The sequence below is a fragment of the endosymbiont of Riftia pachyptila (vent Ph05) genome, from assembly GCF_000224455.1.
In the GTDB taxonomy this organism is placed as follows: domain Bacteria; phylum Pseudomonadota; class Gammaproteobacteria; order Chromatiales; family Chromatiaceae; genus Endoriftia; species Endoriftia persephonae.
This window is the reverse complement of the sequence record NZ_AFOC01000034.1, coordinates 23,928-33,886: the sequence shown is the minus strand read 5'-3', so window position 1 is coordinate 33,886 and position 9,959 is coordinate 23,928. Positions and strand designations below refer to the sequence as shown.

General features: G+C 58.7%; 2 protein-coding genes. One reads left to right on the top strand and one right to left on the bottom strand.

All coding sequences use genetic code 11. The features are described 5' to 3' along the window. A partial coding sequence (locus RIFP1SYM_RS07070) for a PKD domain-containing protein (protein WP_240992048.1) occupies nt 1-5,764 on the bottom strand: 5,764 nt, incomplete at its 3' end. A 716-nt stretch (nt 5,765-6,480) separates the two neighbouring features. Here RIFP1SYM_RS07070 and RIFP1SYM_RS07065 point away from each other — a divergent pair. Then, the gene (locus tag RIFP1SYM_RS07065; protein ID WP_005961058.1) at nt 6,481-9,876 is read left to right on the top strand and encodes a mechanosensitive ion channel domain-containing protein; all 3,396 of its coding nucleotides are present in this window, start codon (nt 6,481-6,483) and stop codon (nt 9,874-9,876) included. The last annotated feature ends 83 nt before the right edge of the window (nt 9,877-9,959 follow it).

The window sequence follows — 9,959 nt, the reverse complement described above, 5'->3', positions numbered from 1 at the left end:
CGGGATCGGTGAAGGCGCTACCCGCTTCGATGCTGATCGGATTGGCGCCCAGCAGGGTGATCACTGGCGGGGTGGTGTCTGAAGGTACGGGTGAGCCTGTCGCCATCAGTTCCACATCATCGATCTGTGCCGTGGTGATCTCATTGGCCGCAGTTTTCTGGTTATTGAAACCACCGATAACTATCGAGTGATCACCTGCCGGGAGAGTCCCAAAGTTGACCTCAAACAGTTGCCAACCAGTCGTCTCGTCCAGGCCACCGTTGCCGTTACCTGCAAGTTGCGCGATGTAGTCGTTGGGATCCAAGCCAAACAGCACCCCATCCAGGCTGACCAGCATCTGGCTCTGCTCATTCGCCTCATAGTGAGGTGACTGACTCAGGTTATAGCGGAATGACAGGCTGACCTCGGCCGGTTCAGCCAAGTTAAAATTGTGCTGCCAGCCACCTGACTGGCCGAAGGTGTCGATGGTATCGATGCCACCCAGGATCACCTCCAGCCCAGCGCCAGAGAAGCCGCCATTGGCCTGCCAGCGACCATCTGCGTAGTCGGGCTGAGTGGTGCCGCGGAAGGCATCATCCAGGTAGACAAAACCGTTGGCGCCGCTGTCGAAGCCCTCCTGGAACAGCGGCAGTGACTGGTTCACGCTGACCGTTGCAGTGGCGACGATCCCATCCGCCTCAGCCCGCACCGTAAAGGGTCCGCCCACGCTGACCGCGGTAAACAGGCCGGTCTCGGAGATGCTGCCACCGGCGTTGATGCTCCAGACCGGGGTGACTTCGATTGGGTTGCCGAACTGATCCTGGCTGTCGATAGTGAACTGCAGCGAATTGCCAACACCAATCGTCACCCCCGTTGGGTTGACTGACATGGATGTCAGTAGCGGCGCCTCACCGGTGGTGGCCGATGTCGCATCGCTGCGCTCGCTCTCGTTGCCCCAGGCATCAAAGGCGCTGACCTGGTAGCTGTAGGCGGTGGCTGAAGAAAGGCTGTTGTCCTGGAAGCTTGGAGATTCGCTGGTGGCGATCTCCGTCCCATCACGGAAGATGCGATAGCCGGTCACCGCGACGTTATCCGTCGATGACTGCCAAACAAGGTTGATGCTGGTTGAATCGACCGAGGTTGCGCTCAGGCTCTGCGGTACACTGGGCGCCTCCTCATCCAGCGTCTCATTGACCTCAATAGTGAGACTGTCACTGGCGGTCGCCCCGCCATCGTCGGTCACCGTCAGGGTAACCGTGTAGGTTCCTGCCGAGGTGTAGATATGGCTGGGCGTGGCGCCAGTAGCGCTGTTGCCGTCCCCAAAATCCCAACTGTAATCGACGATGCTGCCATTCGGATCGTTTGAGCCGCTGGCATCAAAGACCGCGGTGAACGGCACCACACCAGTGCTTTCGAGGACCCTGGCCACAGCGTTGGGCGCCAGGTTTATCACGCCGGCGGAGCGCAGCTGCAGATCGTCAATCAGAATCCGGGTGCTCTCATTGGCAGAGGTTTTTAGATTATTGTGGCCACCAATTATCAGGCTGTGCTCACCCGTGGGCAGGCTGCCGAGGTTGATCTCGACGCTCTGCCAGCCGGTAGTCTCATCGGGACCGCCATTGCCGTTGCCGGCGATCTGGGCGATGAAGTCGTCGCTTGACAGGCCGACCAGCACACCGTCGATGCTGAGCAGCATCTGGCTCTGTTCGTTCGATTCGTAGTGTGGACTCTGGCTCAGCTGATAGCGGAAGGAGAGCACCAGTTCAGTGGGCACCCCCAGGCTGAAGTTGCGCTGCCAACCACCGGACATGCCGACGATGTCCCTGCTATCTATCCCACCCAGGATGACCTGGAGCGCACCCCCGGAGAAGCCCTGATCGGCGCTCCAGCTGCCATCGGCATAGCCAGGCTGGGTGGTGCCGCGGAAGGCATCATCCAGATAGGTGAAGCCGCTGGCATCACCATCAAAGTGGGTATCGATGATGTTAGATGGCAGTGCCACACTGACCGAGGCGGTGGCAGAGAGTGCGCCATTCACGGCGGTGATGGTAAACGGACCACCGACACTAGTAGCACTGAACAGGCCGCTCTGGCTGATGCTCCCTCCCCCGCTCACCGACCAGACCGGTGCAACCAAGATCGGATTGCCGTACTGATCCTCGCCAGTGGCGGTGAACTGCTGGCTACCACCGACCTCGACCTGGGCCGCAGATGGAGTCAAGTTGAGGCTGCTCAGCACCGCTGCATCCAGGGTGGTGGCAGAGTCTGCGCTGCTGCGACTACTCTCGTTGCCAGCCGCGTCATAGGCACTGACCGCGTAGGAGTAGCTGGTGGAAGCATCCAGACTGCTATCCTGGAAACTGGTCGCCGTGGTGGTAGCAATCTCACTACCGTCGCGGAAGATACGGTAACCAGTCACTGCGACATTGTCGCTCGCAGCCTGCCAGCTGAGATCGATAGTCGTGGCGCCAGTGGCGTTCGCCAGTAGGCTCTGTGGTATAGAGGGCGCGTTGGTGTCGGGCAGATCCACTACCGTGATCACGACACTCGCCGAATCGGTCGCACCCACATCATCGGTGACGGTCAGGGTTGCGGTGTAGCTGCCGGCGGCGGTGTAGCTGTGGCTTGGGTCGGCCTCGCTGGAGCTGCTGCCGTCACCGAAATCCCAGCTCCAGGCGGCGATCACGCCATCGGGGTCGCTGGAGTTGCTGCCGGTGAAGTTGGCGCTAAACGGCACCACACCGCTGTTCTGATCCACCGTTGCAACTGCATTAGGGGCGATATTGAGCACGCCCGAGGCACGCATCAACAGATCGTCGATCAGGATCCGGGTGCTCTCGTTGGTAGCGGTTTTTAGATTATTGTAGCCACCGATGGTTAGTGTATGACTGCCGATGCCCAAAGTGCCGAGGTTGATCTCGAGACTCTGCCAGCCGGTGGTCTCATCGGGACCACCATTGCCGTTGCCGTACACACGAATACCGGCGTTCTCACCTACCAGTTCACCGTCGAGGCTGAGCAACAGCTCGCTGTATTCATGGGACTCATAGTGCGGCGCTTGGCTGACCAGGTAGCGGAACGACAAGATCAGCTCGGTGGGGCCGCTGAGGTTGAACTCACGCTCCCATCCGCCCGACATACCGGGGATATCCTTGCCATCGATGCCGCCCAGCAGCACCTCCAGGGCCCCTCCCGCATGGCCACCCTCTGACTGCCAGAAGCCGTCAGCATAGCCCGGTGCACTGGTGCCCCGGAAGCTATCATCACGATAGCTGAAGCCTTCGGTATCGCTGCTGAAGTAGGTCTCGATCAGAGTCGATGTGGGGGCGACGACAACTGTAGCGGTGGCCGTCAGACCACCAGTCTCGACCGTCACAGTATAGGGGCCGCCAACCGTATCAGCCCGGAAGTAGCCACCGTCGGTGAGGCTTCCGCCGCCATCCACCGACCAGACCTGGCTGGCGGTGATGGGGTTGCCATACTGATCCAATCCAACCGCATCGAACTGGCGAGTGCCGCCGATCTCCAGTCGGAGAAAGCTAGGGTCCAGGGTCAGGCTGGTCATCACCGGCGCGGCGCCGGTGGTGGCTGAGTCGCTATCGCTAGGGTCACTCTCATTCTCCCAGTTATCAAATGCACTGACCCGGTATTCGTAACTGGTCGACGCGCTCAGGCCACTATCCTGATAACTCGTCTCGCTGGTGGTGGCAAGCTCATTCCCATCGCGAAAGATGCGATAACCGGTCACCGCCACATTATCGCTGGCAGGCTGCCAGCTGAGGTTGATCTTGTCAGTGCCTTCGGCGCTGACAATCAGCCCTTCGGGCACACTTGGGGCCTCTGTGTCGGGGGTCTCGGTGACAGTGATGGTGAGACTGGCACTACTGCTGGCACCGCCATCGTCGGTCACCGTCAGGGTAGCTGTGTAGACACCCTGTGATGTGTAGGTATGGCTTGGATCTGCCGAACCTGAGTTGTTGCCATCCCCGAAGTCCCAGGCGTAGGAGGCGATGCTGCCATCGGAGTCGGATGAGTTGCTGCCAGTGAAACTGACTGTCAGTGGCGCTGCGCCAAGCTGGGTATCAGCCACCGCCACGGCACTGGGAACCTGATTGATCTCGCCGACCACACGCAGCAGTAGGTCATCCACATAGACGCTGGTAGTCTCATTGGCGGCAGTCTTTTTGTTGTTATAAGCACCTATCATCAGGGTGTGTTCGCCCGCGGCCAGGGTGCCGAGGTTGATCTGGAAGGTCTGCCAGTTGGTGGTCTGGATCGAGCCACCATTGCCATCGCCGACGATCTCAGCGACATAGTCGTTGGGGCTGACTCCAAACAGTACGTTGTCGAGGCTGAACAGCACCTGGCTCAGTTCATCACTCTCATAAAAGGCAGCGTGATCAAGACGGTATCTGAAGTTCAGTTCAACTTCGGTAGGTGCGCTCAGGGTAAAACTGCGCTGCCAGCCACCCGACATGCCAAAGATGTCGTCTGCATCGATGCCACCGAGTTTGACTTCCAGCGCACCACTGCCGGCAAACCCTGCTGAGGGCTGGCGTGATCCGCTCGCATATCTGGCTTGGCTGGTGCCACGGAACCCATCATCGAGATAGCTGAAACCATCCTCATTGCTGTCGAAATCAGCATCGAAGAGGATCGAGGCACTATCGATGACGCTGATAGTCAGACTTTTGGTGGCCTTGTTGCCATCCGCATCGCTGACTTCAACAGTAAAGCTTTGCGAATCATTACCGGTCGGGGTGCCACTGATCACGCCAGATGCTGAGAGTGTCAGGCCATTCGGCAGGGTGCCGGAGAGTAGACGCCAGGTAAAAGGGACCGCCTGACCATAGGCGGTGAGTGTGGTGCTGTAGGGCTGACTGGTATCCCCATCGGGCAAACTGTTGGTGGTAACACCAACACCGGATGGGGTGATCTCCAGCCGCTCCACGATGCGCCGCTGGATCTCCCGGATGTCACCTTTGACATTGCCGTCGGCGGCCATGATCGCGTCTTCGATGGCCGCGATTTCGGCATGGCTGTAGGGGTTGCTGATGATCGATTTTTCGTAGCTGCCATCCTGAAAGGCTTCATGGATGTAGGGATCATCAATGCTGAACGGGATGAACGGCCCGTAGTTACTCGGGCCGACAGTGATCCAGATCAGCCGGTAGTTAGGCACCGTCATACTGCCCCAGATCGAGGTCGGATTGTGCATGTGCCAGATGTAGGCGAGGTCGCGGATCTCGAACAGATTCGGATCACCTCGACTCCAGTTGTCCATATTGCGGGCCTCGCTCCAGAAGCCGATCTCCTTAAAACCCACCAGGTAGAAGGGGTCATCCGGACCCAACTCATTGATACCGTTGCTGCGGATGTAGGCAGTGCGCATCCCGCCGTTGCGAGAAGGTCCGGTTACCAACACCGTGTTGGGGATCGCTTCCGGCGCGATCAGCTCCGCCATTTCCTCGAAGTCGGAACCCAGAGCAACGGCGTGCTCACGCACCTCACGGTCGTCCGGGCCGCCAGTGCCACCGGCATTTTGGGTGTTCCAGGTGAGGCCAGCATCGTTCAGGCAGGAGTGGAACTGCCTCGGCCCGTCAACCGGAGGACCGACACAAATGAAGCCGTGTTCGTAGGCAAACTTCCCGAACTTGCTGCCACGGGCAATGCTGCCCGGTGGCATGTAGATCATGGTATTGGGCTGCTGCCCCTGGGCGGCCTTGACGATGACCGGCGTGGAACTGTCGGTATAGGTCAGTCCAGGTCCCAAAGGGCCGGTCATCGCCGCCATGGTGGTGGCATGGAGGTCAAAGGAAACAAGTAGCAATAAAATTAGGGAAACTATTCCTTTTGTTTTTTGCCTACACAGGATTCGCAACGCCATTTATTCTTCCTTGTTTTCAGTTTCGATCGAAGCTGATGTTCTTTTCGTGAAATTAATTCTCTTTCTTTCTTGATGATGATCAAGACCTGCAACTGTAAAGAATTTCGGCTCGTGACTCAGTTCACGCAAAGCAGAGGTAAGAAGATAAAATCAGAAGACATTTAATAAAATTCAGGCATAATTATTAACCTCTCGAAACATAGACATTTACTTCCTATCTTCTTTCCCCCATTGTCTCTGGCTACTACCATCCTCCAGCCGTTGACTGGCCAGAATTTATTCGGCTGATCCAATAGATACAGGTAACGGTGTTGATTGATGAGGAATGCCCATGCTTCATCTCCTCCGCCGAATAATCAGAGGCTCCCTAATCCTCCACACCAATTGAAACGTTCACCTGGCCAGACCCCGCAGAGGGTACTGAGCCCCCTGGCTTCGAATCACAGAATCGTCGCTGCCTCAACCATGGCCGGACGATCTGGGTTATGATCGATCCGCTCAACAGAAAACTTTCCCCGGCTCGCAGCTATTCTTGACAATGCTCAGCGAAGACCACTGGCTGGGGGCCTCCCCCACATTGATGCCATCAACACGACCCTAATAATCGCCTGAAGATGCGCCAGACGAGACACCTTCTATTCAACCTGATAGGCCTGTTCCTGCTCACGGGGAGCGCCATAGCGCCGCTCTGGGCCGCAAGCCTCGAGCAGAACGGTTTTACTCTGCCAGAACGGCTTGAGTCCGCCCGCCAGGCCGCTGAGTCTGACCCCAGCCTGTCAGAAGGAATCAAACAACGGATCCAGGAGTTCTACAGTCAGACTGTAAAATGGCTTCAGGAGGGGGCCCGGGCCAAGGCCGATCTCAAACAGCTGGAACAACGGGTTCAGCAGGCCCCAAAACTGATCAAAAAGACCCGGGCGCAGCTGTCGCATCCGCTGCAGAACACCCCCTCGGTCCGCTCCATCACCCGCCGTGCCACTCTGGAGCAACTCGACTTTGCGATCAGTCAGGAGCAGCAGACTCTCAACCAGAAGCGCGAAGAGCTGAGGCAACAGGAGGAGGAGCTGGCGCGCCTGCTGGTTGGCGCCAAGGGGATCAGTGAAGAGATAGTCACCAGCAACAACTCGATTGCCGAGATCGAGGAGGATCTCAGGGGGCCGGCCAGTGATGAACCCGCCGCACTGACCGAGGCACGGATTGCCGCACTGAATGCACGCAAGCAGATTCGCCAGACCGAAGTCAGCTCACTACAGCTGCAGCTCGGCAACCTGAATCTGCTCACCAACCTCGCCCAGGTGCAGAGAGATCTGCTGCTGGCCACCGTCGCGCTGCGTCAGGACAGACTTGATCGCCTCAAACAGAGCGCCTATGAACTGCGCGAAAACAGCGCCCGCGAGGCGCTCCAGGAGGCCGAGGCGCTGCGCGAGAAGAGCGCCGAACTGCCACCTGAAATCCAGACCATAGCCCAGGAGAATGCGCGCTATCATCAGGAGCTGGAGGCGCTGATCCAGAAGGAGAAATCGGTCTCGGAGCAACTCGAACGGACGCAGCGCAGCCTAGACGAGATCAGGAATGATTATGAGCGGACCCGCCAGCGGGTCGATGTGGTCGGCTCAAGCAAGGCGATCGGCAAGATGCTGCGCCGTCGCCAGGATGCCCTGCCTTCATTCCAGAGTTATCGCCGTACCTCTGCCAGTCGCAGCGAGGAGATCAATCGCGCCACCGACCGCCAGATCGAGATCGACGAACTGCTGAGAGAGCGCAGCGACGTTGAAGGGCTGGTGACGCTAATGCTGCAGGGAGTGCAGCAGGATCTCTCTCCCGCCCAGCAGAAACGCTTCCGCAAACAACTCTACACCCTGACCCAGAATCGGCGTGACGCGCTGAACAGACTGCAGACCATATATGGCCGCTACATCGGCCAGCTCACCACCCTCGACCTAGCGGAGCGGCAGCAGGTCGATGTCGCCCGGGCATTTGTCGATTATATCGACGATCAGCTGCTGTGGATCCCCAGCACCCGACTCGGCAATCTATTCGAGGTGGAGAGACTCGCTCATGCGCTGCTCTGGCCGCTCACCCCAAGCCACTGGCTCGAACTGAGCCGGGATCTGCAAGAACTCTGGCAACAACAACCGGGCAGGCTGCTGCTGTTGCTGGGCAGTAGCCTGCTGTTGCTGATCTACCGGCGCAGCGCGCAGCGGCAACTGCCACTGCTGGCCGCCAAGACCCGCAAGATCCGCACTGACGCCTTCCACCTTACACTGCAAGCCATTGCTCTGACCCTGCTGATCGTTGGCGGACCGACATTGCTGATGGTCGGTGGCGGCTGGCTCCTCTCCCACCTCACTACCGCCTCGCCCTTCACCCTGTCGCTGGCAAATGGAATGATCCAGGCAGGCCTGACCTTGGGCGGGCTGAGCCTGCTCAGACAGATCTGCCTCACCGATGGCCTGGGTGACCGGCATCTGCGATGGAACCCGAGCGTGCGCAGCACACTGGTCAGCGAGCTCCGCTGGCTTGTGCCGCTCATCCTGCCGCTGATCTTTCTGGTTGAGCTGAGTGTCCGAACCAATCCCTCACAACCGGCCCAGGAGCTAAGCCAGATTGCCTTCCTGCTGCTGATGCTGAGTGCTTTCGCTTTTGTCTTTCACAGCCTGAGCCGCAACAGCCCGCTCATCAGCAATCTGAACAACAATAAGAGCCTGCTAGCACAGCTCCACTTCCTCTGGTTTCCGCTCTTCCTGCTGCTGCCACTGGCATTGCTGCTGCTCTCCGCCAGCGGCTACCATTACACCGCGGTGCATCTGGCGGCGCGGCTGGAGATGACCTTCTGGTTCTTCCTCGGCCTGTTCATCATCAAAGAGTTGCTGTTGCGCTCGCTCTACATCGCCGAGCGTCGGCTGCGCTTCGAGGATGCGCTGCGCCGCCGTGAGGAACTGCGCAGCCAGCGGGAGCGGAATGGTGAGGAAGAGGAGAGCCCACTGATCTCACTGGAGATCCCGGAGGTCGATTTCGATCAGCTGGGGGAGCAGGCAAAGCGGCTGCTGCGGGCAGGTTTTCTCTTCGGTGCAGTGATCGGCACACTGATTATATGGAGCGAGCTGCTGCCGGCGCTCAACTTTCTCGACTCGGTGGAGCTGCCGTTTCAGGCCAGCCGTTTGATCGACGGCATCAGTAAAGAAGTACCGGTCACCCTGGGGGATCTGGTGATCGGCTTGATCATCCTGGTGATCACGGTGATGGCGGCGAAGAACCTGCCTGGCGTGCTGGAGATCACCCTGCTGCAGCGGCTGCCCCTCGACCCGGGTGCCCGCTATGCGATCACCGCGCTCTCCCAGTACACCATCGCCGGCATCGGCATCTTCTCTGCCTTCAGCACCATCGGCCTGCAGTGGTCGAGCATCCAGTGGCTGGTGGCCGCAATGGGTGTCGGCCTCGGTTTTGGCCTGCAAGAGATCGTCGCCAATTTCATTAGCGGCCTCATCCTGCTGTTTGAGCGACCGATCCGTGTCGGCGATGTAGTGACCATCGACGAGACCACCGGTGTAGTCTCGCGCATCCGCATCCGTGCCACCACTATCACCAACTACGACAAGCAAGAGTTCCTGGTCCCCAACAAGGAGTTCATCACCGGGCGTCTGATCAACTGGACCCTCAGCGATAAGATCAACCGAATTATCATCACGCTCGGGGTCGCTTACGGTTCCGATGTGGATCGTGCCATGGCCTTGATGACCGAAGCCGCACAAGAGAATGAGGATGTATTAAACGATCCCAAACCTTTCTGTACCTTCGAAAGCTTTGGCGATAACGCATTGACACTAATGCTGCGTGCCTATCTGGGCTCGATGGAGAACCGAGTCTGCACCATGAGCGCCCTGCACAAGGCGATCAACCACAAACTCACCCAGGCCGGGATTAATATCGCCTTTCCGCAGAGAGACATTCATCTCGACACCAACCGCCCGCTTCAGGTCGAACTCTCCCGCAAGCGGAGCGACCGGTAGACCGTCCGATGCCTGCAGGGCGACAAGATTGGGAAATGAATACCAAACTTACCCGCCGAACACCAAGCCGTACTCTTTTGCCG

Coding starts and splice junctions, on each gene's coding strand:
- RIFP1SYM_RS07065 (WP_005961058.1), top strand. CDS start 6,481: ATGCGCCAGACGAGACACCTTCTATTCAACCTGATAGGCCTGTTCCTG.